Origin of the sequence: Cryobacterium tepidiphilum, from assembly GCF_003716325.1 — a bacterium.
Taxonomy (GTDB): domain Bacteria; phylum Actinomycetota; class Actinomycetes; order Actinomycetales; family Microbacteriaceae; genus Cryobacterium; species Cryobacterium tepidiphilum.
Genome location: NZ_RDSR01000025.1, coordinates 24,694 through 50,690 on the forward strand (window position 1 = coordinate 24,694; position 25,997 = coordinate 50,690).

Annotated in this window: 29 protein-coding genes and 1 tRNA gene; 16 read left to right on the forward strand and 14 right to left on the reverse strand. The window is 69.3% G+C overall.

Features of this window, described 5'->3' with window-relative positions:
- Positions 1–19 precede the first annotated feature (19 nt).
- The 5 genes from EEJ31_RS13920 (at position 20) to EEJ31_RS12615 (ending at position 5,517) form a co-directional block, all read left to right on the forward strand.
- The gene (locus EEJ31_RS13920) at positions 20–157 is read left to right on the forward strand and encodes a hypothetical protein (RefSeq protein ID WP_158603958.1); all 138 of its coding nucleotides are present in this window, start codon (positions 20–22) and stop codon (positions 155–157) included.
- Positions 157–708: a flavin reductase family protein gene (locus EEJ31_RS12600; protein WP_123046642.1), complete on the forward strand. Its 552-nt coding sequence runs from the start codon at positions 157–159 to the stop codon at positions 706–708. The genes EEJ31_RS13920 and EEJ31_RS12600 overlap by 1 nt, the downstream gene beginning before the upstream one ends.
- 99 nt (positions 709–807) lie before the next feature.
- Complete coding sequence (locus tag EEJ31_RS12605) at positions 808–1,437, forward strand: hypothetical protein (RefSeq protein ID WP_123046643.1); 630 nt, start codon at positions 808–810, stop codon at positions 1,435–1,437.
- A 139-nt stretch (positions 1,438–1,576) separates the two neighbouring features.
- Positions 1,577–5,302: an AAA family ATPase gene (locus EEJ31_RS12610; RefSeq protein ID WP_233563886.1), complete on the forward strand. Its 3,726-nt coding sequence runs from the start codon at positions 1,577–1,579 to the stop codon at positions 5,300–5,302.
- Between the two features lie 5 nt (positions 5,303–5,307).
- Complete coding sequence (locus EEJ31_RS12615) at positions 5,308–5,517, forward strand: hypothetical protein (RefSeq protein ID WP_123046645.1); 210 nt, start codon at positions 5,308–5,310, stop codon at positions 5,515–5,517.
- A 224-nt stretch (positions 5,518–5,741) separates the two neighbouring features.
- Here the strand turns inward: EEJ31_RS12615 and mscL are convergent, their stop codons facing one another.
- The 3 genes from mscL to EEJ31_RS12630 form a co-directional block, all read right to left on the reverse strand.
- Positions 5,742–6,167 (reverse strand): large conductance mechanosensitive channel protein MscL, encoded by a 426-nt coding sequence (mscL, locus tag EEJ31_RS12620; RefSeq protein WP_123046646.1) that lies wholly within the window; start codon positions 6,165–6,167, stop codon positions 5,742–5,744.
- Between the two features lie 65 nt (positions 6,168–6,232).
- Positions 6,233–6,559, reverse strand: coding sequence for an FmdB family zinc ribbon protein (locus EEJ31_RS12625; protein WP_123046647.1), 327 nt, complete (start codon positions 6,557–6,559; stop codon positions 6,233–6,235).
- Positions 6,560–6,601: 42 nt separating this feature from the next.
- Positions 6,602–7,180 carry a 5-formyltetrahydrofolate cyclo-ligase gene (locus EEJ31_RS12630; protein ID WP_123046648.1) on the reverse strand — a complete coding sequence of 193 codons (579 nt, stop codon included), beginning with the start codon at positions 7,178–7,180 and terminating at the stop codon, positions 6,602–6,604.
- A gap of 32 nt (positions 7,181–7,212) precedes the next feature.
- Between EEJ31_RS12630 and galU the strand changes: the two genes are divergently transcribed.
- From galU to EEJ31_RS12655, 5 genes are all read left to right on the forward strand, one after another.
- The gene (gene galU / locus EEJ31_RS12635) at positions 7,213–8,109 is read left to right on the forward strand and encodes a UTP--glucose-1-phosphate uridylyltransferase GalU (RefSeq protein WP_123046649.1); all 897 of its coding nucleotides are present in this window, start codon (positions 7,213–7,215) and stop codon (positions 8,107–8,109) included.
- Positions 8,110–8,119: 10 nt separating this feature from the next.
- Positions 8,120–8,779, forward strand: coding sequence for a GNAT family N-acetyltransferase (locus EEJ31_RS12640; protein WP_123046650.1), 660 nt, complete (start codon positions 8,120–8,122; stop codon positions 8,777–8,779).
- Positions 8,780–8,842: 63 nt separating this feature from the next.
- Positions 8,843–9,793, forward strand: coding sequence for a hypothetical protein (locus EEJ31_RS12645; RefSeq protein WP_123046651.1), 951 nt, complete (start codon positions 8,843–8,845; stop codon positions 9,791–9,793).
- 124 nt (positions 9,794–9,917) lie between these two features.
- A tRNA-Ala gene (locus EEJ31_RS12650) sits at positions 9,918–9,993 on the forward strand.
- A gap of 194 nt (positions 9,994–10,187) precedes the next feature.
- Positions 10,188–10,436 (forward strand): SCO4226 family nickel-binding protein, encoded by a 249-nt coding sequence (locus tag EEJ31_RS12655; protein WP_123046652.1) that lies wholly within the window; start codon positions 10,188–10,190, stop codon positions 10,434–10,436.
- A gap of 65 nt (positions 10,437–10,501) precedes the next feature.
- Here EEJ31_RS12655 and EEJ31_RS12660 read toward each other — a convergent pair whose 3' ends face one another.
- Together EEJ31_RS12660 and rimK are read right to left on the reverse strand one after the other, a co-directional pair.
- The gene (locus EEJ31_RS12660; RefSeq protein ID WP_123046653.1) at positions 10,502–11,431 is read right to left on the reverse strand and encodes a DUF4349 domain-containing protein; all 930 of its coding nucleotides are present in this window, start codon (positions 11,429–11,431) and stop codon (positions 10,502–10,504) included.
- Positions 11,432–11,496: 65 nt separating this feature from the next.
- On the reverse strand, positions 11,497–12,684 hold the full coding sequence (gene rimK / locus EEJ31_RS12665) for a 30S ribosomal protein S6--L-glutamate ligase (protein WP_123046654.1): 1,188 nt from the start codon (positions 12,682–12,684) through the stop codon (positions 11,497–11,499).
- Positions 12,685–12,709: 25 nt separating this feature from the next.
- Here rimK and EEJ31_RS12670 point away from each other — a divergent pair, with 25 nt between their 5' ends.
- The gene (locus tag EEJ31_RS12670; protein WP_123046655.1) at positions 12,710–13,186 is read left to right on the forward strand and encodes an ATP-dependent zinc protease family protein; all 477 of its coding nucleotides are present in this window, start codon (positions 12,710–12,712) and stop codon (positions 13,184–13,186) included.
- A gap of 97 nt (positions 13,187–13,283) precedes the next feature.
- Here the strand turns inward: EEJ31_RS12670 and EEJ31_RS12675 are convergent, their stop codons facing one another.
- From EEJ31_RS12675 to EEJ31_RS12690, 4 genes are all read right to left on the reverse strand, one after another.
- Positions 13,284–13,511 (reverse strand): CDGSH iron-sulfur domain-containing protein, encoded by a 228-nt coding sequence (locus tag EEJ31_RS12675; protein WP_123046656.1) that lies wholly within the window; start codon positions 13,509–13,511, stop codon positions 13,284–13,286.
- Positions 13,511–14,596: an iron-containing redox enzyme family protein gene (locus EEJ31_RS12680; RefSeq protein ID WP_407643247.1), complete on the reverse strand. Its 1,086-nt coding sequence runs from the start codon at positions 14,594–14,596 to the stop codon at positions 13,511–13,513. Before EEJ31_RS12680 ends, EEJ31_RS12675 begins: the two co-directional genes overlap by 1 nt.
- 98 nt (positions 14,597–14,694) lie before the next feature.
- Entirely contained in the window at positions 14,695–15,384 is a 690-nt protein-coding gene (locus EEJ31_RS12685; protein WP_123046657.1) for an SOS response-associated peptidase, read from the reverse strand.
- Between the two features lie 60 nt (positions 15,385–15,444).
- Positions 15,445–16,407: an alanyl-tRNA editing protein gene (locus tag EEJ31_RS12690; RefSeq protein WP_123046658.1), complete on the reverse strand. Its 963-nt coding sequence runs from the start codon at positions 16,405–16,407 to the stop codon at positions 15,445–15,447.
- Positions 16,408–16,565: 158 nt separating this feature from the next.
- Between EEJ31_RS12690 and EEJ31_RS12695 the strand changes: the two genes are divergently transcribed.
- Complete coding sequence (locus EEJ31_RS12695) at positions 16,566–16,805, forward strand: hypothetical protein (RefSeq protein WP_123046659.1); 240 nt, start codon at positions 16,566–16,568, stop codon at positions 16,803–16,805.
- Here EEJ31_RS12695 and EEJ31_RS12700 read toward each other — a convergent pair.
- Both EEJ31_RS12700 and EEJ31_RS12705 read right to left on the reverse strand, forming a co-directional pair.
- A complete protein-coding gene (locus tag EEJ31_RS12700) occupies positions 16,802–18,145 on the reverse strand; it encodes a threonine/serine exporter family protein (protein WP_123046660.1) in 1,344 nt (447 codons plus the stop codon). The genes EEJ31_RS12695 and EEJ31_RS12700 overlap by 4 nt on opposite strands.
- Before the next feature lie 28 nt (positions 18,146–18,173).
- The gene (locus tag EEJ31_RS12705; protein WP_233563888.1) at positions 18,174–19,355 is read right to left on the reverse strand and encodes an acyl-CoA dehydrogenase family protein; all 1,182 of its coding nucleotides are present in this window, start codon (positions 19,353–19,355) and stop codon (positions 18,174–18,176) included.
- A 90-nt stretch (positions 19,356–19,445) separates the two neighbouring features.
- On the opposite strand from EEJ31_RS12705, the gene EEJ31_RS12710 reads away from it, so the two are divergent.
- Positions 19,446–20,438 carry an aldo/keto reductase gene (locus EEJ31_RS12710; RefSeq protein ID WP_123046661.1) on the forward strand — a complete coding sequence of 331 codons (993 nt, stop codon included), beginning with the start codon at positions 19,446–19,448 and terminating at the stop codon, positions 20,436–20,438.
- Between the two features lie 24 nt (positions 20,439–20,462).
- Here EEJ31_RS12710 and EEJ31_RS12715 read toward each other — a convergent pair whose 3' ends face one another.
- The 3 genes from EEJ31_RS12715 to EEJ31_RS12725 all read right to left on the reverse strand — a co-directional run bounded on the left by EEJ31_RS12715 (position 20,463) and on the right by EEJ31_RS12725 (position 22,963).
- Positions 20,463–21,287 (reverse strand): aldo/keto reductase, encoded by an 825-nt coding sequence (locus EEJ31_RS12715; RefSeq protein WP_123046662.1) that lies wholly within the window; start codon positions 21,285–21,287, stop codon positions 20,463–20,465.
- Between the two features lie 154 nt (positions 21,288–21,441).
- Entirely contained in the window at positions 21,442–22,650 is a 1,209-nt protein-coding gene (locus EEJ31_RS12720; RefSeq protein WP_123046663.1) for an MFS transporter, read from the reverse strand.
- Positions 22,651–22,720: 70 nt separating this feature from the next.
- Positions 22,721–22,963, reverse strand: a complete 243-nt coding sequence (locus tag EEJ31_RS12725) for a hypothetical protein (protein WP_123046664.1) — start codon at positions 22,961–22,963, stop codon at positions 22,721–22,723.
- A gap of 179 nt (positions 22,964–23,142) precedes the next feature.
- Here EEJ31_RS12725 and EEJ31_RS12730 point away from each other — a divergent pair, with 179 nt between their 5' ends.
- Genes EEJ31_RS12730 through EEJ31_RS12740 form a run of 3 tightly spaced genes read left to right on the forward strand, consistent with a single transcriptional unit; the run spans position 23,143 to position 25,817 of the window.
- The gene (locus EEJ31_RS12730; RefSeq protein WP_123046665.1) at positions 23,143–24,060 is read left to right on the forward strand and encodes an ABC transporter substrate-binding protein; all 918 of its coding nucleotides are present in this window, start codon (positions 23,143–23,145) and stop codon (positions 24,058–24,060) included.
- 3 nt (positions 24,061–24,063) lie between these two features.
- The gene (locus EEJ31_RS12735; RefSeq protein WP_233563889.1) at positions 24,064–25,050 is read left to right on the forward strand and encodes an amino acid ABC transporter permease; all 987 of its coding nucleotides are present in this window, start codon (positions 24,064–24,066) and stop codon (positions 25,048–25,050) included.
- The gene (locus EEJ31_RS12740; protein ID WP_123046666.1) at positions 25,050–25,817 is read left to right on the forward strand and encodes an amino acid ABC transporter ATP-binding protein; all 768 of its coding nucleotides are present in this window, start codon (positions 25,050–25,052) and stop codon (positions 25,815–25,817) included. The genes EEJ31_RS12735 and EEJ31_RS12740 overlap by 1 nt, the downstream gene beginning before the upstream one ends.
- Positions 25,818–25,997: the final 180 nt, after the last annotated feature.

Below are 25,997 nucleotides of genomic sequence, written 5' to 3' on the forward strand. Positions count from 1 at the left end.
CGCAAGGATTGGACAGGCCGTGGAGGAAGACCCGAAGCCGCGGCGCAAGCGCACCTGGTACTCCGTGGCCGATGTGCTGCTGCGACGCCTGGCTCTGGCCGCGTTCGTGGTCATCGCGCTCGTCGCCACCATCATCGCCGCCATCGGGGGCCGCTGATGGAGCCGCTGCCCGGCGCCACCAGCCGAACGCTCGACCCGTCGGCCGTGACAACGGATGACGCGGAGCTGTACAAGAGCATCAGCGCCCGGGCCGCGAAGGGGGTCGCCGTGATCACGACCGTGCACCGCGGCTGGGACCACGCGGCCACCGTCACCGACGTGCTGTCGGTGTCGTACGACCCGCCCACCATGGTGGCCAGCATCTACGGACTCTCGCGCCTGGCCGAGGCGATCGAGGAGTCCGGTCGCTGGGGGATCAGCCTGCTCTCCGCCCGGCAGAAGGGCATCGCCGAGCAGTTGGGGGAGCCCGGCTCGCCTCTCGTCGGCCTTCTTGACCAGGTGCCGCACTTCCGTACCGAGCCGGGAGCGCCTCCGCTCCTCCGTGACGCCCTCGCCTGGTTCGAGCTTCGCACCGTGGCCGAGCACCCTGCAGCCACCCACACACTCTTCGTCGGCGAGGTCACTTGGATGGGCCGTCCCGACCAGGACCCGCCGCCGCCGCTCGTGCGCTACCAGTCGGCCTATCACGGGGCGGCCTCGCGGGCTTGAGCGCCGGCTGAACCGGTGGCACAATCAGCACCAGCAGCCCCGTGAGCCGCGTGCATCCGCTCCCGGCCGTGGGACGCCTTTCACTGGGGTGAGGTTGCTGTGAACCGGTATGAGGGATTGACGAAGCCGTCCGCACTGGCCGCCGGGGTGCTGCTCGTTCTCGGGAGCGCGGTGCAACTGATACCGGTGGCTCGCACGGAGAGCGGCCGGGCGCAATCGCCGATCTTCCTCTTCGCGTCGATCGTGCTGCTCGCCGCGTCGCTCCTGCTCGTGCTCGCCCTCGCCTCCCTGTACGTGCGGCGGGCGGCACAGGTCGGGTCCTTCGGGTTCTCGGCCGTGCTCGTCGCCGGCACCGGGACGGTGCTCCTCTGCGCCGTCTACTGGAGCCACTCCTTCCTGTGGCCGTCGCTCGCGCAGGCGGCGCCGGAACTCCTCGACGGAACGGTGGTTCCCGGGCCGTTCCGATTCGGCGAGCTCGTGGCCCGCGTCATCTTCGGCATCGGGTGGATCATGGCCGGCGTCGCCCTGTTGCGCGCCCACATCTACGGCTACGCGCCGGCGATCGTCATCATGATCGGTGCGGTCGTGACCGTCGTTCCGAGCTTCTCGAGCGTGGTCCCCGCCTTCGTCGTCGGCCAGTTGGTCTTCGGGATCGGGGTGTTCTGGCTGGGGCTCACGCCGGCGTACGTGCTCACCGAGCACTATCGGCGGCACGAACCCGTCACCTGAGGTCGGCCGGACGGCCGAAATCGCCGTTGAACGCGCAGAATCGGGCAGAAACCGGGGTGCCTTACCGGTGAAACCGAGGGTATGCAATTAGGGTGTCGGTGTGTGGCGACCCGATTCCAATGCAGATGACGACGACAGGATGTCCGACTCCCTGGGTTCGCCTGCGCCCGCGGCACCACCCGCATCCGCCCCTCACCACGTGAGCCTGGGCGACCCGGCCTTCGTCGCCGGCAACATCGCCGAGCCGGTGTGGCAGCGTTGGCACGACGAACTCGCCGAGGTCGGCGGGCGCTCGCCGCTGCTGCACTTCAGCGACAGCGTGCGCACGCGCATCGAACTGAGCGCCACGCATCCGGGCGGCCTGCCCCAGTTCATCACCGGCAAGTCCACGCTGCTCTCGAACCTCATCCGCGACGAGCTCGCGCTGCGCAACGCCCGTCTCGCCGCCGGCGTGATCACGCAGAAGGGCATCGAGCTGCGCTCCATGCGCGGCATCGAGTCGGTGCACCTCGCCATCGGCCTGGCCGAGTGGCGTTTCGAGGGCGAGGAGTTCAGCGCCCCGGTGCTGCTGCGCCCGCTCGCCATCCGCCGCTACGGCCGCGACTTCGAGCTGAAGCTCCGCGGCGCCCCCTATCTCAACCCGGAGCTCGCCCGTGCCCTGCACGAGCAGTTCCAGATCACCCTCGACGCCGATGCCTTCGTGGCGCTCGCCATCACCAACGGGGCCTTCAAGCCGCAGCCGGTCATCGACCGGTTGCGCGGGCTCACGACGCACCTGCCGTGGTTCAAGGTGCTGCCGCGCCTGGTCGTGTCGTCGTTCGCGGATGTCTCGCGAGCGCTGGCAGCGGATGTCGTCAAGCCGCAGCATCCGTTGCTCGATGCCCTCGCCGGAAACCCGGGTGCGCGCCGAACCATCGAGGCCGCCTACCGACCGGTCGAGCCGCTCGGCCAGGACGCCCGGCCGCCCGCCACCGACACGCTCCTCCTCGACGCGGACTCCGAGCAGGAGAGCGTGATCGCGCAGATCGCCGCCGGGAATTCGCTCGTCGTGAAGACGCTTCCCGGCACCGGCGGAACGCAGACCATCGTCAACGCCATCGGATCGCTCGTCTCGCAGCACAAGCGGGTGCTCGTGGTGAGTGCGCGTCGCTCGAGCCTCGACGGCATCGCGCACCGGCTGGCGCAGGTGGGCCTGCCGGGGCTCGGTGTCAGCCCGCGCACGCTGCGCCACGACCTGATCCAGTCGATCAACCGCAACGAGAAGGCCGAGCAGCCGAAGGTCGGCGACGTCGACGACGCGCTGGTGCGGCTGCGGAAGGTGCTGCTCGACTACCGATCGGCCCTCACCCGGCACGACACTGCCCTCGGGGTGTCGGTGCTCGACGCGCTCGGTGAGCTGGCGCGCCTGGCGCAGCTGCCGTCGCCTCCGTCGACCACGGCCCGGCTCGACCGCCGCGCCCTCGAGCTGCTGGCGCGCGACCGCTCGCGTGCCGCCGAGACCCTGATCAAGGCCGCCGCGCTCGGCGAGTTCCGCTACGGCCCCGGCGACTCGCCCTGGTACGGCGCGTCGTTCACCTCCACGTCGGAGGCCACCTCCGCCCACGAACTGGCCAAGCGCATCGACCAGGTCGAACTGCCCCGACTTCTGGAGCGCGCCTTCGGGCTGATCAACCAGACCAAGCTGCGCCCCTTCGAGTCGATCACCGAGCTCGGCATCTACCTGCGCCTGCTGCTCGACATTCGCGAGACCCTCGACAAGTTCCAGCCGGCCGTCTACGACCGGCCCCTCACCGAGCTCATCGCCGCGACGGCTTCCCGCCGAGAGTCGGGCGACATGTCGTCGACGAGCCGCCGCCGACTCCGCAAGCTCGCGGAGGAATACCTGCGCCCCGGCGTGCACGTGAGCGACATGAACGACTGCCTGCGTCGCATCCAGCAGCAGCGCACGCTCTGGCAGCGTTACGTGGTGGCCGGCGCGACCCCCGAGGTTCCGGTCGGCATCGCCGACGTGCACGTGGCCTTCCAGCGGGTCTCGGAGGACCTCGCCACCCTCGACGTGCCGCTTGGCATCTCCGGCACCACGCGTCAGCTCGCCAACCGGCCCATCCGGGAGCTGGTGCACATGATGTCGGGACTCGCCGCCGAGAGCGAGGTGCTCGCCAACCTGCACGAACGCACCGCGCTGCTCTCGACGCTCCGCGAACACAACCTCGACCCGCTCATGACCGACCTGTCGCAGCGGCACGTGTCGGAGGAGAACGTCGCCGCCGAACTGGAACTGGCCTGGTGGCAGTCGGCCCTGGAGGCCCTGCTCGCGGGCGACAAGGCGCTGCTGAACGCGAACACGCCCGTGCTCGACCGCCTCGAGGCCGACTTCAAACTCGTCGACGAGGCGCACGCATCCGCTGCCGGCGGGCTGCTGGCCTGGCTGCTCGCCGAAACCTGGAAGATCGCGATCGTCGACTACCCGGATGAGGCCGATCAGCTGCGCCGGCTGCTGCGCGCCGACAAGGCCACCCCGGCACGCCTGCACGAGACCGTGCCGCACCTGGGTCGCGTGCTCGCGCCGGTCTGGCTCGCGTCGCCGTACGAGATCCCGCGACTCACCGGCCAGATGACGTTCGACACCGTGCTCCTCGTCGACGCCGGAGCCACCACGCTGGCCGAGAACGCCGGGGCGATCCGCCGGGCCAAGCAGGTCGTCGCATTCGGCGACCCGGTCACGCAGACACCGTCGTCCTTCGAGATAGGCATCACCGACCGAGCGGATGACGCGGCCGGGCCCGACGCGAGCGTCGACGCCCTGCACGCGGACTCGGCCCTCGCGCGCCTCGGCGAGCTGCTGCCCACGCTGACCCTCACCCGCAGCTACCGCGCCGGCGGCGAAGACCTCGCCGAGCTCGTGAACCACCGCTTCTACGGTGGTCGCATCGACTCCCTGCCGTGGGCAGGAAGCTTCCTCGGGCACGGCAGCCTCACCGTGAACTACGTCGAGGGTGGGCACGGCATGCCCGACGCCGACACCGGCGCCGTGGAGAGCGTCGACGCCGAGGTGACCAAGGTCGTCGAGCTCGTCATGGAGCACGCCGTCAAGCGCACCCGCGAGTCGCTCATGGTCATCACCGCGAGCCCCCGCCACGCCGTGCGCGTCAACCAGGCCGTGCTCGCGGCGTTCGCGAAGCGTTCCGACCTGTCGGACTTCATTCTCAAGGACCGCGCCGAGCCGTTCACGGTGCTCACCCTTGAGCAGGCCGCCGCGCAGAGCCGCGACCGCGTCATCTTCTCCATCGGCTACGGCCGCACCCCGCACGGTCGCCTGCTGTCGAACTTCGGGTCGCTCGGCGAGCCGGGCGGCGACCGGTTGCTCGCGATCGGTATGACGCGCGCACGCCGGTCGATGGACATCGTCACCTGCTTCGGCCCCGACGACATCGAGGAGGACCGCCAGCGGCACGGGATCCTGGCCCTGGCCCAGGTGCTCGGCGGTACCGTCGCCTACGGCGAAGAGGGCCCCATGCGCGACGGCAGCGAGGCCATGCTCGTCGACCTCGCCTACCGGCTGGAGCGCCGTGGCCTCCGGGTGTCGCTCGGGCACCGGGGCAAGCTGGCGCTCGCGGTCGCCCACGCCGGGCGGGCGGCCGTCGTCGAAACGGATGCCGTGGTCAACCGGGCGAGCCTGCGCGAGTCGCTGCGGCTGCGGCCGGAGGTGCTCCGGCGCCTGGGCTGGCACTACCTGCGCGTGCACAGCTTCGAACTGTTCAGCAATCCCGAGGCCGTGGCCGACCGGGTCGCGGCTCTCGTCGGGCTGCTGCCGGGGGAGACGGCGACGCAGCCGCACGACGACACCATCGCCCGCGGGGCCTGACCGTCGTGGCTGAGCCGGCCGAGACGGGCGACGAGCCGCGGCAGCGCGTGGTCAAGGCGCCCGGGCGTGCCCGGCGGGCCGCGCTGACGCCCGCACCGGAGACCGATCCCAGCCCCGAGGTGCCGGTGCCGCGCGGTGAGGGCGGTGTCGCGTCCTCCGGTGTGCGCGGCGAGAACGACGACCGGCTGAGGCGGGACCGCCCGCCGCACTGGTAGCAGGCGGGCGGCCGCATCCGCTCGCGTGCCCCTGCTCGGCCCGCGAGTGCGGGCTATGTGTCGTCTTGGAGCGGTGGCGGCGGCAGAAACCGCGCACCCACGGGATGGGCGGCTCGCGGTGTGGTCGCGAGTGCGCGCTTTGTGCCGTCGGAGCGTCGCCCGGGCGGCGGAAACCGCGCACTCGCGGGAGGGGGCGGCTCGCGGGATGAGAGGGTCAGCGGGGGTCAGGCGGTGTGCTTGGACTCGTGGTCGCTGCCCGCGGCCATCAGGTCGCGGATCTGGGTGAGCAGCTCGAGCTCGGTGGGCGGCTGGTCGGCAGGCGAGACGTCGGCGGGCTGGTCGCGGCGCGCCTGCGCCTCCTTGAACTTGTTGATCGGCAGCACGAAGACGAAATAGACGACGGCGGCGACCAGCAGGAAGTTGATCCCGGCAGCAAGCACCTTGCCGAACAGGAGATCGTTCTTGCCCGACAGGTCGACCACGAGCGACTGTGCCAGGGTGTCAGCGCTGAACATCGACGCGATGAGCGGGTTCAGAATGCCCTCGACGATCGAGTTCACGATGGCGGTGAACGCCGCGCCGACGACGACCGCCACCGCGAGGTCGATCACGTTGCCGCGCATGATGAACTTCTTGAAGCCCTGGATCACGTCGTACTCCTGCTGGTCGTCGGGGTGCTGGTGGTGCCGGCGGGCGAGCGGATGCCGGCGGCGGGTCAGGAGGCGCTGGTCGCCTTGCTGCTGGAGCCGCTGCTGCTGCTCGAGCTGTTGCCGCTGCTGGAGCCGCTGGCCGCCTTCTCCGACGACCCGGACGTCGACGTGCTCGCGGGCGACTTCGCATCCGTTGTGCCCTTGCCCTTACCGGACGAACGCGAATCGTTGCGGTAGAAGCCGGAGCCGTTGAAGGTCACGCCAATCGACGAGAAGACCTTGCGCAGCCGGCCCTCGCAGCTGGGGCACTCGGTGAGCGACGAGTCGCTGAACGACTGGTGGATGTCGAAGGCGGTCTCGCACTGCGTGCAGCGGTAGGAATATGTAGGCACTGTGGCTCCGGGTGTCGGGTGGGCAGGCGGGTGCCTGCCCGGTTAGAACGAGATGATGCGGGAGGGCGTGACGATGCCGTTGACCGGTTGGTCGTGCACCTCGCGGGGCACCTCGTCGATGTATTCCAGGTCGTAGATGACGGCATACACCGGAGGACATTTTTCCATTGAACCGAGGGTCTTGTCGAAATAGCCGCGCCCCCAGCCCATGCGCAGGCCGGTATGATCGACGGCCGCGGCCGGGATGATGATGAGGTCGACGTCGTTGATCGCGATCGGACCGAGCAGTTCGCCCATCGGCTCGGGCGCCCCGGCGAGCCCCTGGATCTCCTCGCGGCCCTCGCCGACCGTCCAGTCGAGGAGGCCGTCTTCCCGGGAGATCGGGAACAGGATGCGCACGCCCTCCGCCTCGGCCCAGTTGAGGAAAGGGCGCGTGTCGGGTTCGTTCGGAGAAGAGAGGTAGCAGGAGATCGAGCGGGCCGAGTGGTCCTGGACCAGCTTCTGCAGGTTGCGAGTTATGCCTGATGTGGCATTCTCCCGCTCCACCGAGGTGAGGTTCTGGCGGCGCTCCCGCAGATCGGCGCGGAGCGCCCGCTTTCGGTGTCCGATATCGGAATCCATGCAGCAATCCTAGATGCCGATATTGTGAGGACATGACTTCACGGATTACCAAGGCTGTTATTCCTGCCGCCGGTCTCGGCACTCGCTTCCTGCCCGCCACCAAGGCGATGCCGAAGGAGATGCTCCCGGTGGTCGACAAGCCGGCGATCCAGTATGTGGTCGAGGAAGCCGTGGCCGCGGGCCTGCACGACGTGCTCATGGTCACCGGCCGCAACAAGAACGCGCTGGAGAATCACTTCGACCGCATGTTCGAGCTCGAGGTGCTCCTCAAGGAGAAGGGCGACCGCGACCGCCTCGCCAAGGTGAACGAGTCGACCGACCTCGCCGACATGCACTACGTGCGGCAGGGCGACCCCCGCGGCCTCGGCCACGCGATTCTGCGCGCGAAGATGCACGTGGGCAACGAGGCCTTCGCGGTGCTGCTCGGCGACGACATCATCGACGAGCGCGACCCGCTGCTCGGCCGCATGCTCGACGAGCAGGAGAAGCGGAACGCCACCATCGTGGCCCTCATGGAGGTCGACCCCTCGATGATCCACATGTACGGCGCCGCCGCCATCGAGGAGACCGACGACCCCGACGTCGTGCGGGTCACCGGGCTGGTCGAGAAGCCGGCCGCAGCGGATGCCCCGTCGAACCTGGCCATCATCGGCCGATACGTGCTTCGGCCCGAGGTGTTCGGTGTGCTCGAGCACACCCAGCCGGGCAAGGGCAACGAGATCCAGCTGACCGACGCGCTGCAGGAGATGGCCGTCGACCAGGAGGGCACCGGCGGCGTGTACGGCGTGGTGTTCCGCGGCCGGCGCTACGACACCGGTGACCGGCTGGACTACATCAAGGCGATCATCCAGCTCGCATCCGATCGCGAGGACCTGGGCAAGGAACTTCGCCCCTGGATCCGCGATTTCGCCCAGCGACTCGAAGCCTGAGAGCCCTCCCGTGCCGGTCTCGATCCCCACACTGCGAGATGGCGCCGTCACCCTGCGTCCGATCCGCCTGCGCGACGCGCGCCGGCTGGAAGAGGAGCTCCTGCGGGGCCGCTCGTGGTTGCGGAAATGGGAGGCGACCAGCCCCTACACGCCGGTCGCGTTCGACACGCGCGCCAGCATCCGTAATCTGCTCGCCCATTCGCGCAGCGGCAGCGGCCTGCCGTTCATCGTGGAGTACGAGGGTGAACTCGCCGGCCAGCTCAACGTGTCGTCGATCACATGGGGCTCGCTCTCCAGCGCCACGATCGGGTATTGGGTGGCCGAGCGCTTCGCCGGAAAGTCGGTGACGCCGACCGGTGTGGCGCTCGCAACCGACTACTGCTTCTCGCAGCTCGGGCTGCACCGCATCGAGATCTGCATCCGCCCCGAGAACGCACCGTCGCTGCGCGTCGTCGAGAAACTCGGCTTTCGCTACGAGGGGCTGCGGCGCCGGTTCATCCACATCGACGGGGACTGGCGCGACCACTTCAGCTTCGGGCTGGTCGCGGAGGAGGTGCCGCGCGGGGTACTTCGCCGCTGGCACGACGGGTTGGTGCGAGCGGATGCCGCGCGCGTGCCAGAGGCGGATCTCGAGGCGGCGGCGCATCCGCTGCCGATCATAAGACCGTGACACGCCGAGACACACCCACGCTAATCAGCGTTTTTGGCGTAAAGGACTCATACCGTAGTGCTTATGCAGAGTGAGGTGTTCGGCGGGGGAGTGATGGTGGCCGTTGCCGCCGCCCTCTGGATCGCCTACCTCGTGCCCGCCTGGTCGCGGTGGCGGCAGTACCTCGCCACCGAGCGCAACGCGGTGCGCCTGCAGCAGACCCTGCGGATTCTGGCCGAGACGTCGGAGGTGCCGGGCGTCGTGCGCGTCGAGGCCAACGCCCGCGCCGTGTCGAGTAGGCAACGGATGCTGGCGCAGGCCGAGGCGGACGCCGAACGTGAGGCGAAGGCCGCGGTGGATGCCGCTCGAGCCGCGCGCCGTGCTGCCGTGGCGCGCATGCAGGCCGAGAAGGCCATGCGCGCCGAGGACCTCCTGACGCCCCTCGGCCAGCTGCGGCAGCTCCGGCGCCGCCGTGCGCTCAGCGCGCTCACGCTCCTGGCCGGCCTGGCGCTGACGGTGACCGGGCTCGTCATTTCCGCACTCGGCGGCTCCTCGCTCCTTGTCATGGCCGGATTCGCGCTCATCGTTGGCGCCGTGATGGCGCTCGCCCACTTCGCCCGCCAAGCGCAGGAACTGCGTGTCGTGCACCTGCCCGAGGCTGTGGAGCGACCGGCGGCGCCTGCGCGCCGTCAGCCGGCGCGGAACGCGGCTGAGCCCGCCGCCCCGCACACGTGGACGCCGCAGCCGCTGCCACGCCCCCTCCACCTCTCCCGCGGTTCGGTGGCGCAGGCTGCCATGGCCTCTGTCGACGCCGCCGCCGACCTCCGCCGCGCCATGGCCGAGGACGAGATCGCCCGGAAGGCTGCATCGCTCGCGACCCAGACAGGCGGCATCACGCCGATCACGGCTGCGATCACCGTGCAGGCGCCGGCCGGGCCGCCGAGTCGCTTCGCGTCGATGGGCGTCGTCGGGGAGACGTCGCCGGGCATCGGCGACCTCGACGCCGTGCTGCGTCGCCGCCGCGCCGCCAGCTGAGCCTTCGCGCCTCGCCGCTCGCGGCATCCGCTGCCCTTCACGTCGTGACGCACGGCGCGCCGCGCAAGTGCGGTCGCCGTTGACGGGGAGCGCTCGCGGGCGTGATATTCTGCATAAGCAGTTTGGGGCTATGGCGCAGTTGGTAGCGCGTCTCGTTCGCAATGAGAAGGTCAGGGGTTCGAATCCCCTTAGCTCCACCAAATGCAGTTCGCGCCCCGCGGATACGGCCGCCAGTGGTCTAGGACGCCCGCTGGTGCGTCGATCAGGGAAGCAGTTGATTTCTTCGCCGCTTCGACGCCCCCCGCGCGCCAGAGCGAGACCGGATCCCTTGACCGTAGCCTCATGGCGAGCCTATTCTCGGATGAGAAATTCTCGGTGAGAGGGAGGCGGCATCATGCCTCAATTCATGGATGTGCATCACAACATGACCGGATTGACTGCCGAGCAGTTGCTTGAAGCGCATAACGCCGACTTGGCGATTCAGGCTGATGAAGGGGTGAACTTCAAACAGGCGTGGGCGAGTCCTGAAGAGGGCATCGTCTACTGCCTCTCGGAAGGTCCGTCCGCCGATGCAGTCCAACGGATCCACGAGCGCGCCGGGCATGCGGCAGACGAGATCCATGAGATTCCGTTGGCTGTCTGACGGTTTGCACGTTTAGGTCGCGAGCAACGGCCTGCCGAGGGACGGCATCAGCCCGACAATGGGCATCAATGGCCCTCCGTGTACTGGGGACTGGTCGTTGTTCCGCTCCCCGGCTCCGACTGCGCGTTCCGCGTCCTGCGGCGCTTCGCAGCGCGTACGATCCACCAGACGATGAGCACGACGACCGCGGTCAGGGCCGCCCACGGCAGCACGACGCCGATGACCACGACGATGCCGCCGAGGAAGGCGACCAGGGCAGCCCAGCCGGCGGCGAGCCCGCCCCAGAAGTCGCCGGGCGTTCCGGCCGGAGCGACGCCGGTGGCGACGATGTCGAGCGTGATGGTGGAGAGTTCGACCTGACCGGACAGGTAGTCGCGTTGCGCCCGCAGGCTGTCCAGCTCGGCCTGACGCTCTGAGAGCGCGGACTCGATCGTGATGAGGTCGGTCGTGTCGGTGGCCTTCGCCATCAGGCTGAGAAGCCGGTCGACCGAGGTCTGCAGGGCTTTGACGCGAGCGTCCAGGTCCTGAGCCTTCGTGGTGACGTCGGACGAGGAGATCGAGACCTGATTGGTCTCGCCCAGCTTCTCGAGTTCGGCGAGGGTCGCGGTGAGACGGTCCGAGGGGATGCGCAGCGTCAGCCGGGCGCTCGGCTTCTGGGTGTCGGTCGGAGCCTGTTCAACCCGGTCGTCGACCCGGCCGCCTTTCGCCTCGACGATCTTGGTTGCCTTGTCCGCGGCATCCAACGGCGCATCGGCGCTGAGCGAGACCGAGCCGGTCGTGACGACCTGTCGCTGCACCACGGTTCCCCCGCCGGCGGTGTCGCCGCCCGAGCTCCCGCCAGCGGAGTCGCCGCCGATCTCGGGGCCGACCGGCGCCGGCATGCCCACGCTTCCGCCGGAGCCACCATCGCTGCTGCTCCCGGAGTCGGACATCGTGCAGCCCGAGAGCAGCAGGGCTCCGAGCAGCACACCGGTGACCGCGACGATGCGTCTCATGTTCCTCACGGTAGCGGGACTTCGAGCCGGTCAGAGTCACATTCTGGTATCAACTCGGCCGGCGCTCACGACTCCGCGACCGGCTCCTTCGGCAGCTTCCGCACCTTCGCCCGTCGGCGGCGGTTGGGAACCATCGAGCGCATCTCCGCGAGCTTGCCGAAGCAGAGCAGCCGGTCGCCGGCCTGCAGCACGTGGTTGCGCCGCGGGTTCGGGACCACGGTCGTTCCGCGGTGCAGCGTGAGCACGGTGATGTCGCGCTCGGAGAGCCCGGACTCGCCAAGCTCTTTGCCGACGAAGTCGCCGCCACCGTGCACCAGGATTTCCGCGACGCCGTAGCCGGTCGAGACGGCCAGCCGCTGTCGTACGTCGATGTCGGGAAACGCGACCTCGTTCGAGATGTAGTCCATGATGGCACCGGCCACGTCAAGCTTGGTGGCGGTCTCGATGCCCTGCAGGCCCGGGGAGGAGTTGACCTCCATGACGAGGGGCCCCTCGTTGCCCTCGAGCATGTCGACACCGGCGACCTTGAGACCCATGATCTGCGCCGACCGCACCGCGACGCGCTCGTATTCCGGCGACAGCTCCACCGGCTCCACCGAGCCGCCGCGGTGCACGTTCGACCGGAACTCGTCGCCGTTCGCGACCCTGCGCATGGCGGCCACGACCCGGTCGCCGACGACGAGGGCGCGGATGTCGCGGCCCCGGCTCTCGGCGATGAACCGCTGGATCAGCACGTTCTGGTTCGTGGAATGCAGCGTCTCGATGATAGCCTCGGCGACTTTCGCCTCGGGGGCGAGGATCACGCCGATGCCCTGGGTGCCTTCGAGCAGCTTGATGACCACCGGCGCTCCGCCGACGAGGTCGATGGCCGGGCGCACGTCCGCCCGGTTGCGCACGAAGGCCGTGGCCGGCATCCCGATGTTGTGCCGCGACAGGATCTGCGTGGCCCGCAGCTTGTCGCGCGCGTTGGTGATGCCGTTCGCGGTGTTCGGTGTGTACACGTCCATCTGCTCGAACTGGCGCACGACGGCGGTTCCGAAGTACGTAATCGAGTTGCCGATGCGGGGCAGGATGGCGTCGTAACTCGACAGCGGGCGGCCGCGGAAGTGGAGGTCCGGCTCGGGGCCGGAGAGGTCGATGGCGAAGCGCAGCGTGTTGAGCACTTTCACCTCGTGGCCGCGCTGCGCCGCAGCCGCACGAAGGCGCTGTGTGGAATACGACTGCGGGGCGCGCGAGAGAATAGCGATTTTCATGTGGAGCCCCTGAGAAGATGATGGGATGACAGAGCCTCCCCATTTAAGCACCATCGCCGGTTGGCGGGAGTGGGTGAACCTCCCCGGCATCGGCGTGCCGTGGATCAAGGCGAAACTCGACACCGGGGCGCGCAGTTCGTCGCTCCACGCCTTCGACATCCGGGTCTCGCAAGGCGCCGGCGGGGAGCGGGTGCGTTTCGGGGTGCACCCGTGGCAGGAATCCGAGGAGGACGCCGTCGAGGTCGAATGCGCCGTGCACGACCGCCGGAGCGTCCGCAGCTCCTCGGGTCACGAGGAGGAGCGCATCGTGGTGCTCATGGACGTGACGATACTCGGGCGCACGGTGCCGGCGGAGGTCACGCTCACGAACCGCGACTCGATGGGGTTCCGAATGCTCATCGGTCGTGAGGCGCTGCGCCAGGGGTTCCTCGTCGACTCCGCCCAGTCGTACCTCGGCGGTCGCGCCCCACGACCGGTGCGCCGCACCAACCGCGGGCGATAGCCGCATCGAGCCGTGCGGCAGGTGTTCGGGAAGCGGGCATGTGTCAGGACGGGGGCCGGCTTCCCGAACACCAGCCCGGGCGGGACTCGGAGGCGGGTCAGTGCTCGGGGCCGGTCGTGAAGCCGGTGAGCTTGTGGGTGCCGTCGCAGTAGGGCTTGATCGTGGAGGCGCCGCACCGGCAGAGGGCCACGACCTTGCGGGTGCGCTCGATGGGCTCGCCATCGGCCGCCACCAGCTCCACGTCGCCGCGCACGAGCAGCGGTCCGTCGGTGCAGGCGACGATCAACGGATGCAGCGGTGGGACCTCGTGCCCGGGTGCGTCCATTATGCCGAGACCCGTTCGGCGGGCGCGAGGGGGACGCGGAGCGACGACCGCCCGGCCTCCCACGACGCGAGGATGTGGTCGCCGGCCCAGCCGTCGATGGTGAGGCACGCGTTGGCGCCGAACAGGATGTCCGGCAGCAGCTGCGGTTCGTCCTCCGCCAGGGAGCCCGCCAGGTCGCGACCCGCGATCTGCTCGTGCACCGAATCCGCTTCGACGTGCTCGTCGTAGTACCAGGTGACGTCCTCTCCGTAGCCGAGCCGGCGGAATCCGTTGCCGTAGTACCGGGAGGGGATCGCCGACGTCATCTCGAACGCGGCGAGGTGACCGCACACCGCGCCGCGCAGTCGCCGGTTGAGGCCGAACATGCTCGACATGTTCAACGAGGTGAGGGTGATCGCGGGCACCTGGTTGACGTAGGCGCCGTAGCGGTCGTCGAGGCCGAGCAGTCTCATGAGCCCGGCGTAGATCGCCGAGTGCATGCGGGTGGCGTTGCCGCCGCCGTACTCGTCGGCCTGGATCTCCATCATGGCCGCCTTGGCCCGCCCGTAAAGCCGCGGGATGCCCCACGAGTGCGGGTCTGCCTCCTTGAGGGTGTACACCGAGCGCTGGATGACCAGCTCGTGCAGCTGCTCGTCGGTCGCCTGCCGGGCGACGTACTTCGACAGGCTGGGGCCGGTGCTCGGCTTGGTGAGCTCGAACAGCGCCTCCGCCACGGCTTCCCGGTTCGCCGGCGGCAACGGCACGGCCGGCACGCGTTCGCGCAGCGCCGCCTCGAACGCCCGCTCGATGGCGCCGCGAATCGCGATGAGGCCGGGGTTCCACTCCCAGTCGTCGTCGGCGGCGACGACCGACCCGTAGTTCAGCCCGTACAGCACGAAGAGCGACAGCTGCAGGTCATCGTCGTGGAGGATGTCGGGCGTCGCCGCGATCGCCGCGTCGACGTGCTGCGCGAGCACGGCGAGGCCGTCGGCCTGTTCCAGGGGATGCGGCAGCATGCCCAGCAGCGCCGCGCTGATCGGGCCACGGGAGTGGAAGAGCGCGGGCGCGGCGGAGGCCTGTCCGGGGGAGGGATCATTGGTGCGCATACGGCCACTGTGCGGGGGAGCGGGCTCGTCGTCAAGCCCTGGTGCACGCCAACGGCCAGCGGATGCCTCGGCCGGCCTCGGGCGCCGTGTGGCTCGGTTCAGAGCGGCTCGGTGAGCGCCGGGTCGTGCTTGGCCTCCTCGTCGCGCACGCTGTTCACCCGCTTCGACACCGGATAGGTGTGCATCGTCGCCGCCATCGCCAGCGAGGCGCGGTCGAGCATCGCCAGCAGATTCTCGGTGTCGGCCTGGCCGGGGCGAAGCCACTGATCGTAGGTGTCGGGGGTGAGGAACACGGGCATGCGATCGTGGATCTCGCCGGACGCGTCCTTCGCCTCCCGGGTGATGATGGTCATGGTGAGCGACCAGCTGCCGTCGGGCTGCTTGCGCGGCTCGTACAGCCCGGCGGCGGCGAGCAGCGAGTTGTTCTGGATGAAGTGGGGCTGCTTGCCCTCCGGCCGCGCCTCCCACTCGTAGTATCCGTTCATCGGCACGATCAGCCGGTTGGAGCCGAACGCGTGCCGGAACAGTCCGTTCGTAGCCACCGACTCGAGCCGGGCGTTGATGGGCGCCGGCGCCTTCTCGCCCGCCCACATCGGCCGGAGTCCCCACGTTGCACTGTCGACGGTGCGCGTGATAGTGCCGCCGCGCTCACGCGAGCGCACCACCGGAACCCGGTCGGTAGGCGCGATGTTGTATGAGGGCCGCCAGTCGCGCACGTCGCCTCCCTCGGCGACGAACTCCTGGATCAGGTCGTCGGTGCTTTTGTCCATGGCGAAACGTCCACACATGCGCTCAGGCTACTCGCATCCGCTGACACGGCCGCCTGCCTGGGCCCGCACCAGCGGTCGCTATACCAGGTCGGTCTCCATGGTGAGCACGGGTGTGCCATCGACGTCCGCGACCGTGAGCCGCACCGACAGCCCGCCGATCTGCGCGAGCTCGCCGAGTGATGCAAGGTGCGTGCCACCGCAGGGGATGCGCGCCGCGCCGCCGGGCAACTCGCACACCCAGTACCGCCGGTCGGTGAGCAACTCGCCGTCGCGCTCGATCCGCACCGCTGCATCCGTTGCCAGCCAGTCGGCGAGCGTCTGCTCGACCGCGGCCTGCACGTCGGGAAGTACGTCGACGAGCCCGTCGGTGATGAAGCCCTTCTTGCGCAGCGACTTGCCGAGCCGGTACGTGTCGGTCGACCCGTTCTCGCGGATGAGCGAGGCGTCGATGGCGGTGCCGTCGAAGTCGGGCTGCGCGAGTGCGTCGGGGCGCACCTCTTTCTTCCAGCGGTCGGCGAGCGCGCGGTTCAACGCGAGCGAGGCGAGGTGGCAGGCCGTGTGGCCGGCCGAGATGCTGTGTCTAAAGGACGCGTCGACGACGACTTCGACGCGGTCGCCCTCGCGGAGGCCGGGGTCGCCGTCGACGAGGTGGGCGACGACGAACGCCCAGCCCGGTGTGCCCTTGGGCACGGGGATGTCCCGGCCGAGGTGCAGCGCGCTGCCGTCCGTCGCGGCGACCACGCAGTCCACCACCGGAATGCTGCGCAATTCGTCGCTGCCCGCGAGCAGGTCGCCGGCCACGCTCGTGGGGGTGGCGGCTCCGCCGGCCGCGACGACCGCGAGCGGAACCGCGCCGACAAGGATCGACGCCCGGTCGGGCCCCTGGTCGGGCCAGCCCGCGTCGAGCGGATGCGCGCTGGTCGCCTCGAGCAGCACGGCCGTGCGGCCGTCGGCCACCGGCTCGGTGTGCAGCACCACGGTCGCGGTCTCCAGCGCCCCGACGGGGTAGTCGACGCGGGTGTCCTGGGTGGGAAGGGTCATTCGGTCCTCGTCATCTCTTCGGCAGCGCAGGTCGCCGCTATTCTTCTCCTGTTCGCGAGGCCCTGTTCGAGAGGCCTGTTCGCGCCGGCCTGGCCGCCGTAAGCTGACAACGAGCCGGCACACGCGAGTGCCGGCCGCGACCAGGAGGGCCGGAGTTCATGGACGGGAAGAGCACCTACCGAGCAGTGCTGTACGGGCCGAACACCATCGGTTCAGGCGAGGAAGTAGATCTGGACTACGTGGACGGCGCCTACCAGGACGTGCTCGTGGTGGAGACCGCGGGCGAAGACGGCGACCCCATCGTGCGCAGCTACCGCCGGGGCGCCGACACCGAGGAGCCGATCCCGTACCGGTTCGTCGAGGAGAACGACACCGGCGAGGGCGCGGTCAAGAACTAGATCCGGCCGGTCGGTCCGCGCCCCAGGCGCACCGGCAGGGCCATGAGCGGGCCGATGAAGCGGCGTTGCAGGCGCCGTGCCGGGCCCCACAGGTACTGAACGACGAACTGGGCGAGGAGCGCGCCCGCGGCCAGTGCTGCCGCGATGGCCGCCGCGGTGATCATGCTGAGCAGCCCGGAGATGTCCCCCTCCGACATCTGCAGCAGCCCGCGGAACAGGCTGAGGCCCGGCACCAGCGGCACGAGCGCGGAGACCACGATCACGAGCGGCGGAGTGCGCACCAGCCGCGCCGCGATGGCAGCGACGAGGCCCACGCCGATCGCGCTCATCGCCGACGACCAGACCAGCCCGAAGTCGGCGCCCGACCCGGTGAGGAACAGGAACTCCGCCAGCGCCCCGAGCAGGCAGACCACCCAGAACGCCCGCCACGGCACCTGCACCGCAATGGCGAAACCGAGCACGATCACAACGGATGCCCCGAGCAGCGCCGGCAGGTCGGCGAGCGTCGGCGGCGCCGCGGCGTCGATGTGCAGCCGCAGCCCGAGCCGGCCGAGGAGGAAGTCCGCCCCGGCCACGCCGGTGACGAGGCCGCCGGTGACGAGGATCGCCTCCATGATGCGGGCGGTCCCGGTGATGTAGAAACCCGACAGGATGTCGTGGACGGCGCCGAACGTGGTGACACCGGCCAGGAGCATGATGATCGCGGCGACGACGACGATCGACGGGGAGGCGGTGGGGTCGACGACCTGCACGACCGCCGCGACCACCGGCCCGACCGCGCCGCCCACGACGCTCTGGTAGAACACTGGAAGCTTGCGGTTGGCCATGGCCGTGGTGATCAGGTCGATGAAGAACGTGGCGATGAACGCCGCGACCAGCACGACCGCGCCGCCGCCGATCAGCACGGCTGCGCCGGCGCCCACCAGGCTCCAGCCGATGCGCCGCACGAGCACGGGGATGCGTGGCTTCGAACTGATGATGACGGCGAGGCGTTTGCGCGCGTCGAGCACGTCGATGGGGTGCTCGATCAGCTCCGCGATGAGTTCGCTGGTCGCGGTGAGCTTGGAGTAGTCGAGCGTGCGGTACTTCACGTTGCGGCTGCGCGCCGTGGACTCGTGGGTGATCGGGTCCTCGTAGCTCAGCGCGAGGATGGTGTGCGTGATGTCGGCCTCGGTGTTTCGCAGCCCGTACGCGTGGGCGACGGCCTGCATGGCCGCTGTCGCGTCTTCCGCGCCCGCGCCGGCGGCGAAGATCACCTCGGCCAGCCGCATGGTGAGGTCGAGCACCCGCCGCGTGTACACGGCGTCGTGCACGGGCACCGCCCCCGTGGGCTCCATCATGCGCCGTGACCCCGCTCCATGGCGCGGCTCACGGGAGCGGTCCCAGCCACGCGCTCGCCACGGTCGCGTGCGCCGACTCCGCGTCGGAGGGGTGGAAGAGCCCGGCCACCACGTCGCGGTACAGCCGCCCGAGTTCGTTCCCCGCGAAGTACGACGACCCGCCGCTTGCCCGGAGCGCCTGCTCCACCACGCGCACGGCGTTCTCGGTCGCCCGGTGCTTGAGGCCGGCCAGCAGCGCGAACCAGCGCGGTCCATGGTCGGCGAGCGTGTCGACATCCGTGGCCAGGGCGTCGATCTGCGGGTACATGCCGTCCAGGGCCATCGCCATGTCGGCGATGCGCCAACGGATGTCGGGATCCTCGGCGAGCGGGCGACCGCCGTTCTTCATCGAGGTGCGCCGCTTGGCGGCCTCGACGGCGAGCTCGAGCGCGCGTGCGCCGACGCCGGTGTAGACCGACGCGAGCAGGATCTCGAACGTGGCGAAGACGCCGAAGATGAGCGGGTCGGGGTTCGGGCCCGGGTCGAGGATGCGCACCACCCGCTCCGGCCGGGCGTACGCGCCGTTCAGCACCGTGGACTGGCTCTGGCTCGCGCGCATGCCGAGGGTGTTCCAGTCGTCTTTCTGGCGGATGCCGGGCTCGTCGCGGTCGATGAACGCCCAGACGATCTTCGGCTGCTCCGGGTCGGAGCTGTCGAGACCCATGGTGCCGAGCCGCGTCCAGGCGGGGGAGAGCGAGGTGAAGATCTTGGTGCCGCTGAACCGGTAGCCGCCGTCGGGCTGGGGTGCGGCATCCGTCATCGACCCGAACAGCACGAGATCGTTGCCCGGCTCGCTCACGCCGAAGCCGAAGATCTCGCCGGCGCCCGCCTCCTCCTGCAGGAAGGAGAGGGAGTCGTCGCCCCGGTCGACGAGAACCTTGGCGACGGCCGTCCACACCAGGTGCATGTTGACGGCGAGGGCCGTCGCCGGGGCAGCGGCGGCCAGGCGCCGTTGCTCGCGGGCGACCTGCTGCAGGCTGAGGCCGAGTCCGCCGTGCTCGGCCGGCACCAGCGCGCGCAGGTAACCGGCGGCTTCGAGGTCGGCGAGGTCCTCGGTGAAGAAGGCGTTTCGTTCGTCGTAGCCGGCCGCTCGGGAACGGATCCGTTCCAGCAGGTCGTCGCCCAGGAGCAGCGTGGCGGACGTCGGTGTGTCGCGCGCAGAATCGGTCACGCTGCCAGCTTAAGCGACCGCGCCCCCGCTGTCCCGTCTGATCGAAGTGACCCCTCCGCACGCGGCAGGCTCGTGGCTAGGCTGGGTGGCATGCAGACACGCATTCTGGGAAAGACCGGCCGCACCGTCTCCGTGATCGGCCTCGGCACCTGGCAGCTCGGCGCCGACTGGGGCGAGCTCACCGAGGGCGACGCCGACGCAATCCTCTCGGCAGCCGTCGATTCGGGCATCACCTTCTTCGACACGGCCGACGTCTACGGCGACGGGCGCAGCGAGACGTTCATCGGCGGCTACCTGCAGCACCAGAGCCGCCTCGGCCTCACGGTGGCCACGAAGATCGGGCGCCGGGCGGCGCAGCTGCCGGAGAACTACGTGCTGGAGAACTTTCGCGTGTGGGTGGACCGGTCGCGGCGCAACCTCGCGAGCCAGACGCTCGACCTGGTGCAGCTGCACTGCCCGCCCACCGCGGTGATCGAGTCGGGCGAGGTGTACGACGCCCTCGACACCCTCGTCGATGAGGGGGCGATCGCCAACTACGGCGTGAGCGTGGAGACCTGCGACCAGGCGCTCGTCGCGATGGAGCGGCCCGGCGTGGCCACCGTGCAGATCATCCTGAACGCGTTCCGGCTCAAGCCGCTCGACCAGGTGCTGCCGGCCGCGCGCGATGCCGGCGTCGGCATCATCGCCCGGGTGCCGCTGGCCAGCGGGCTGCTGAGCGGCCGTTACACGCGGGAGACCCACTTCGCGGCCACCGACCACCGCAGCTTCAACCGCGACGGCAGCTCCTTCGACGTGGGGGAGACGTTCTCGGGTGTCGACTACGAGACCGGGTTGCGCGCCGCGCAGCAGTTCAGCGAGCTCGTCGCCGCTGAAGACCCCGCCCTCACCCCGGCGCAGGCGGCGCTGGCCTGGGTGGCGCAGCTCGACGGCGTCAGCTCGGTGATCCCTGGCGCCCGGTCGGTGGCGCAGGCCGAGGCCAACGCAGTCGCCGGTTCGCTGCCGCTCCTCAGCCCGGCCTTCACGCAGGGCGTGCACGAGATCTACGACACGCTGCTGCGCGCCGACATCCACGAGCGCTGGTAGCGCCCACCGCAGAACCAGCCCGTCTCAGCCGAGGTCGTCGGGGTCGCGGCCGGTGCGCGACCCGTCGTCGAGCGTGGCGATGCGCGCCATGTCGTCGGTGTCGAGGTGGAAGTCGAAGACATCGATGTTCTCGCGGATGCGGCTCGGCGTGGCCGACTTCGGGATGACGATGGTGCCGAGATCGAGGTGCCAGCGGATGACCACCTGCGCCGGGCTCTTGCCGTACTTGCGGCCGATCTCCTGCAGCAACGGGTCGTCGGCGGCGCGTCCGCGCGCCAAGGGTGACCAGGCTTCGGTGCGGATGCCGTGGGCGTCGTCGTAGGCGCGCACATCGCGCTGGGCGAGCCATGGGTGCAGTTCTACCTGGTTCAGTACCGGCACGACATCCGTCTCGGCCAGCAGCCGGTCGAGGTGATGCGGGTGGAAGTTGGAGACGCCGATCGAGCGCGCGAGACCGTCGGCGCGCAGCTTCTCGAGGGCGCGATACGTTTCCACGTAGCGGTCCTGCCGCGGTGAGGGCCAGTGGATGAGGTAGAGGTCCACGTAGTCGAGGCGCAGTTTGGCGAGGCTCTCGTCGAAGGCGCGGAGCGTCTGGTCATAGCCGTGCCGGTCGTTCCACACCTTCGTGGTCACGAAGACGTCCTCACGCGGCAGGCCGGAGGCGGCGACGCCGCGGCCCACGCCCGCCTCGTTCTCGTAGAGCGCCGCCGTGTCGATGTGACGGTACCCCGCCTGCAACGCGACCTGCACGGCGTCGGAGGCCGCGGCATCCGCGATCTTGTACACCCCGAAACCGAGCTGCGGGATGCTGCGTCCGTCGTTGAGGCTGACCAGTGGCGAAGACGTCATGTGTCCATTCAACCGCGCGCTTCCCGCCCGGCCGGTCTCGCGCGCCGCCCGCTGCGTTTTCGACGAGATGGCCACTTCCGGTCGAAACCGACGGGCACGCCTGTCTGTCTGGACCGGATCTGTCGGTTTCGGCGCTGGGGGGAGCTCGGAAGCGCTAGGAGACGGTGACGGAGACCGGCTCTGTGTCGGGGATGGGGCTCGCATCGCGGCCGCGCAGGTCGGGGTGCCAACGCTTGCCGAGGAGCGCGATGAGGAAGCCCAGCGCGGCGAAACCGGCCGCGCTGAGGATCGCGGACACCGGGCCGTGATTGTCGATCATGAAGCCGGCGACGGCAGACCCGATGGCCGCACCGATCAGCTGGCCGGTGCCGACCCATCCGTAGGCCTCGGCGGTGTCGCTGAACTTGACGCTGGCCGACACGATGCCGAACAGCACCGCGAAGGACGGGGCGATGCCGATGCCGGCCAGGAACAGTGTCGCGCCCAGCCACCAGAAGTTGAGCCACACGCAGGCCAGCCCGATGCCGACGGTGACGATGAGCATGCGGCCGGCGAGCGCGAGGGGCCCGATCGGTACGTGGCCGAGCGCGAGGCCGCCCACGAGCGAGCCGACGGCGAAGATGGCGAGGATCCAGCCCGAGTCGGAGCTGCCCTGCCCGAAGACCGACACCACGCCCGCTTCGACGGCGGCGCAGGCGGCCACGAGCATGAAGCCCACCACGGTGCTCAGCAGCACGGCGGGCCGCTTCAGGACGACGCCCAGCTTGCGTCGGCTGCGCGGGATGCGCACCCGGCCGACCTCGGGCAGGGACAGGAACCAGATGCCGCCGACGACGAGGAACGCCGCGGCGAGCAGGATGCCGAGCACGGTGCTGATCTGGATCGACACGAAGGTGGCGATGACCGGGCCGAGCACCCAGATGACCTCCTGCGCCGAGGCGTCGAGGGAGAACAGCGGGCTGAGCTGCCGGGAGTTCACCATCTTGGGGTAGATGGTGCGCACGGCCGGCTGGATCGGCGGGGTGGTGATGCCGGCGACGAATCCGATGAGCACCAGGCCGATGACCGGAAGCGGCAGCAGGGCCATCAGGATGATGGACACGGAACAGATGACGAGGGTCGCGGCGATCACCGGGCGCATGCCGAGCCGGCCCATCAGGCGGCTGGTCAGCGGGCCGGCGATCGCCTGGCCGATGCTCATGGCGCCGAGCACGAGGCCGGCCGCCGTATACGAGTTGTAGACCCGCTCGATGTGGATCAGGAACGCCAGCGACAGCATCCCGAAGGGGAAACGGGCGGTCAGCTGGGCCGCGAGGATACGAGCGACGCCGGAGGTTCGCAGAAGGCTCCAGTACGTGCTCACAGTCCCTCAAGTCTAGGGCGAAAACTCCCCGGCCAGTCCGTGCTTCGGGCCTGCGCGCCTCGGGCCGTCGTCAGTCGGGAACCTCCGAGTCGGGGCGTGCCGACGCGCGTTGCTTCAGGTCGCGGTCCTTGTCGATGCCGGGCTCTTCTGGCGGTCCGTCGTCCTCCACCGCACTCCCCGGTTCGCTGCGCTTGGGCTCGTGCGGCGAGGTGTCCTCCAGGAACTCGTCGGGACGGTTGCCGAGGCCGACCGAACTGTCATCCGTTGCGCTCGACGTGCCGTCGTTCCTCGGGTAGTCACTCTGATCGCTCATGTCACGCTCCTTGTCCTTGCTGCGATGCTAGGCACAGCCGTCAGGCTCGGCAAGGCCGAGATCAGCCGCAAAAACGTTATCCGCGCGCGGTCTCCCGCCGCAGCGCGTGTAATAGGCTCACTGTGTCATTTACCGGTCCGCCGGATGGCACTGTCCCATTCCCCGCACGAAGGACTCACATGCGAGCACGATACGTACTCCCGGCACTGGCTGCCGTTGCCGCCCTGGCCCTCACCGGCTGTGTCGACAACTCGGCGCCCGAACCGGGTAGCTCTGCCGGCAATGGTGCCGGCAACGCCAGCAGCACGCCCCCCGCGGTCGCCAAGGACGACGCCGCGGCCGCCCTGCTGCCGGACGACGTCGCCAAGGCCGGCAAGCTCATCATCGGCACCGACGCCGCCTACCCGCCCAACGAGTACAAGAACGAGGCCGGCAACCCCATTGGCTGGGGCATCGAGATCTCGGATGCCATCGCCGCCAAGCTCGGGCTGGAGCCGGTTTACCAGGTTTCCAAGTTCGACAACATTATCCCCAGCATCACCGGGGGCAAGGTGGACATCGGCGAGTCGTCGTTCACGGACAACGTCGAGCGTGAGAAGCAGGTCGACTTCGTCAATTACTACACCGCCGGCATCCAGTGGGCGTCGAAGACCGGAACGGACATCGACCCGGACAACGCCTGCGGCCTGAAGGTCGCCGTTCAGGCGACGACCGTCGAGGACACCGACGAGCTTCCCGCCAAGAACAAGGCCTGCCTCGACGCGGGCAAGGCCGCCATCGAGGTGCAGAAGTACGACTCGCAGGACCAGGCGACCAACGCCGTCGTGCTGGGCAAGGCCGACGCTCTCAGCGCCGACTCGCCGGTCACCTTCTACGCAATCTCGAAGACCGACGGCAAGCTGCAGCCTGCGGGCGAGAGCTTCGACGTCGCCCCGTACGGCATCGCGACCGAGAAGGACTCGGACATGACCAAGGCCGTGCAGGCGGCGCTGCAGTCGATGCTCGAGGACGGCACCTACATGGACATCCTCAAGGAGTGGGGTGTTGAAGCGGGAGCGCTCGACGAGATCACGGTCAACGCAGCCACGAAGGGCTAAGTGGTGACAACCACGAACACTCCTGGGGCGGGCGCACGCTCGCCCCAGGAGCCCGACTCGGAACCCATCAAGGCGATCCGCCTGCGGCATCCGTGGCGGATGGCCTTCGCCGTGGTGCTCGTGGTCATCTTCGCGTTGTTCGTCATCGACGCGGCCGGGCGCGAGGCGTACGACTGGCCGACGGTGGCCAAGTACGTGTTCGACCGGCGGATCTCGATGGCGGCGTTCAACACGCTGCAACTGACCGTCTACTCGATGATCATCGCGATCATCCTGGGTGTGACCCTCGCGATCATGCGGCTGTCGCCGAACCCGGTGGTCAAGAGCGTCGCCTGGTTCTACCTCTGGATCTTCCGCGGAACGCCCGTGTACGTGCAGCTGGTGTTCTGGGGCCTGATCGCGATCATCTACCAGACGATCGACATCGGCATCCCGTTCATGGAGCCGTGGGTGTCGTTCGACACCAAGGTGGCGCTCAACACGTTCACGCTCGCCATCATCGGCCTCTCGCTGAACGAGGCCGCCTATATGGCGGAGATCGTGCGCGCCGGCCTGCTCTCGGTCGACCGCGGGCAGGAGGAGGCGGCGACGGCGCTCGGCATGAGCTGGTTCCAGACCATGCGTCGCGTGATCATTCCGCAGGCGATGCGCGTGATCATTCCACCGACCGGCAACGAGGTCATCTCGATGCTGAAGACCACGTCGCTGGTCACCGCTGTTCCGTTCAGCCTCGAGTTGTACGGACGCTCCCGTGACATCTCCGCGGAGACGTTCAACCCGATTCCGCTGCTCATCGTGGCGTCGATCTGGTACCTCGCCTTCACATCGGTGCTCATGATCGGGCAGTACTTCCTCGAGAAGCGGTTCGCGCGCGGCGTGGGCGACCGGCGACCCGACCGCAAGGGTGACGACCTCACCGGCGTCGCGCCGGCTGTCGGCGTCGACAAGCCGACCGTCGTGCTCCCCCCGAACGAATCCGGAGGCCACTGATGACCGACGTGCCCATGGTGCTTGCCGAGGGAGTCTCGAAGAGCTTCGGATCGAACCAGGTGCTCAAGAGCATCTCGCTCGAGGTCAGGCGCGGCGAGGTGATGTGCCTGCTCGGCCCGTCGGGGTCGGGGAAGTCCACGTTCCTGCGCTGCATCAACCACCTCGAGGTGCTCTCCGCCGGGCGCCTCAGCGTGGATGGCGAGCTCATCGGCTTCCGCGAAGTGGGAGGCAAGCTCTACGAGATGCACCCGCGGGAGGCCGCGAGGCAGCGCCGCGATATCGGCATGGTCTTCCAGCGGTTCAACCTGTTCCCACACATGACGGCTGTCGAGAACGTCATGGAGGCGCCGGTGCTCGTGAAGGGGCAACCCAAGGCGCAGGTGCGTCAGCGCGCGCTGGAGCTGCTCGACCGGGTGGGGCTGGCCGAACGGGCCGATTACTACCCGGCGCACCTCTCCGGCGGGCAGCAGCAGCGCGTGGCGATCGCCCGGGCCCTGGCCATGGAGCCGAAGCTCATGCTCTTCGACGAGCCCACGAGTGCCCTCGACCCGGAACTCGTCGGTGAGGTGCTCGACGTCATGAAGGGCCTCGCCAGCTCGGGTATGACCATGATCGTGGTGACGCACGAGATGGGGTTCGCCCGGGAAGTCGCCGACGAGCTGGTGTTCATGGACGGCGGCGTGGTCGTGGAGTCCGGCGATCCGCGCGAGGTGCTGTCGAACCCGAAGCACGAGCGCACGCAGGCGTTCCTCTCGAAGGTGCTCTAGCCCCGCCCCGCTACCGTGAGGGGCCAACAACGCCTAGTGTTTCGGCTCGCCGACTAGGAGGCTGCTGAAGAATGGGGGTGTTGGCGGTGGGCGAGATGCCGCCAATGGCCGTCAAGCGGCGTGTTGAGTCAGCATTCTGTGGTGCGACAACGGGGTCATCTCGCCTGGCTGTGACTATCG

Bases quoted from the DNA above. Each gene is read 5' to 3' on its own strand.
- galU (WP_123046649.1), top strand. From the start codon at position 7,213: ATGACTTCACGGATTACCAAGGCTGTTATTCCTGCCGCCGGTCTCGGC.
- EEJ31_RS12690 (WP_123046658.1), bottom strand. From the start codon at position 16,407: ATGACCCTTCCCACCCAGGACACCCGCGTCGACTACCCCGTCGGGGCG.
- EEJ31_RS12740 (WP_123046666.1), top strand. From the start codon at position 25,050: ATGACCGACGTGCCCATGGTGCTTGCCGAGGGAGTCTCGAAGAGCTTC.
- EEJ31_RS12660 (WP_123046653.1), bottom strand. From the start codon at position 11,431: ATGAGACGCATCGTCGCGGTCACCGGTGTGCTGCTCGGAGCCCTGCTG.
- EEJ31_RS12685 (WP_123046657.1), bottom strand. From the start codon at position 15,384: ATGTGTGGACGTTTCGCCATGGACAAAAGCACCGACGACCTGATCCAG.
- EEJ31_RS12695 (WP_123046659.1), top strand. From the start codon at position 16,566: ATGGACGGGAAGAGCACCTACCGAGCAGTGCTGTACGGGCCGAACACC.
- EEJ31_RS12655 (WP_123046652.1), top strand. From the start codon at position 10,188: ATGCCTCAATTCATGGATGTGCATCACAACATGACCGGATTGACTGCC.
- EEJ31_RS12715 (WP_123046662.1), bottom strand. From the start codon at position 21,287: ATGACGTCTTCGCCACTGGTCAGCCTCAACGACGGACGCAGCATCCCG.
- EEJ31_RS12600 (WP_123046642.1), top strand. From the start codon at position 157: ATGGAGCCGCTGCCCGGCGCCACCAGCCGAACGCTCGACCCGTCGGCC.
- EEJ31_RS12610 (WP_233563886.1), top strand. From the start codon at position 1,577: ATGTCCGACTCCCTGGGTTCGCCTGCGCCCGCGGCACCACCCGCATCC.
- EEJ31_RS12675 (WP_123046656.1), bottom strand. From the start codon at position 13,511: ATGGACGCACCCGGGCACGAGGTCCCACCGCTGCATCCGTTGATCGTC.
- EEJ31_RS12710 (WP_123046661.1), top strand. From the start codon at position 19,446: ATGCAGACACGCATTCTGGGAAAGACCGGCCGCACCGTCTCCGTGATC.
- EEJ31_RS12680 (WP_407643247.1), bottom strand. From the start codon at position 14,596: ATGCGCACCAATGATCCCTCCCCCGGACAGGCCTCCGCCGCGCCCGCG.
- EEJ31_RS12670 (WP_123046655.1), top strand. From the start codon at position 12,710: ATGACAGAGCCTCCCCATTTAAGCACCATCGCCGGTTGGCGGGAGTGG.
- rimK (WP_123046654.1), bottom strand. From the start codon at position 12,684: ATGAAAATCGCTATTCTCTCGCGCGCCCCGCAGTCGTATTCCACACAG.
- EEJ31_RS12645 (WP_123046651.1), top strand. From the start codon at position 8,843: ATGCAGAGTGAGGTGTTCGGCGGGGGAGTGATGGTGGCCGTTGCCGCC.
- EEJ31_RS12630 (WP_123046648.1), bottom strand. From the start codon at position 7,180: ATGGATTCCGATATCGGACACCGAAAGCGGGCGCTCCGCGCCGATCTG.
- EEJ31_RS12700 (WP_123046660.1), bottom strand. From the start codon at position 18,145: ATGATGGAGCCCACGGGGGCGGTGCCCGTGCACGACGCCGTGTACACG.
- EEJ31_RS12725 (WP_123046664.1), bottom strand. From the start codon at position 22,963: ATGAGCGATCAGAGTGACTACCCGAGGAACGACGGCACGTCGAGCGCA.
- EEJ31_RS12730 (WP_123046665.1), top strand. From the start codon at position 23,143: ATGCGAGCACGATACGTACTCCCGGCACTGGCTGCCGTTGCCGCCCTG.